The sequence below is a fragment of the Croceibacterium salegens genome, from assembly GCF_009827435.1.
Lineage (GTDB): Bacteria > Pseudomonadota > Alphaproteobacteria > Sphingomonadales > Sphingomonadaceae > Croceibacterium_B > Croceibacterium_B salegens.
In genome coordinates this window covers 1-275 of record NZ_WTYM01000014.1, presented here as the reverse complement: position 1 = coordinate 275, position 275 = coordinate 1, and the positions used below count along the sequence as shown (strand labels likewise).

The window sequence follows — 275 nt, the reverse complement described above, 5'->3', positions numbered from 1 at the left end:
CCTGCCCGACCCGCCGCAGTCCAGCATGTTCCACCTGACTCTCGAGGGCGACGTCGAGGAACTGCTGCTGGCCCGCGACCGCGTTGCCCGGGAAACCGGCATCTGGCTGTTCGGCAACCTCAAGCCGGTCGAAGGCCGCGCCGCCGGGCGCGCCGAACTGTCGATGGGCACCGCTAGCCTTGCGCTCGGCGACGAAGAGATCGCCGCCGCAATCGAAATGCTGCTGGCCCCGGCCTAGCCGCCGGCACCAGCTTGCGCCGCGTCGATTTCCGCGC

1 protein-coding gene is annotated in these 275 nt (G+C 70.5%); it reads left to right on the top strand.

The window, feature by feature from the left end:
• On the top strand, positions 1 to 238 hold a 238-nt coding region (locus GRI89_RS00130), incomplete at its 5' end, for a hypothetical protein (RefSeq protein WP_235912594.1).
• Between the last annotated feature and the right edge of the window lie 37 nt (positions 239 to 275).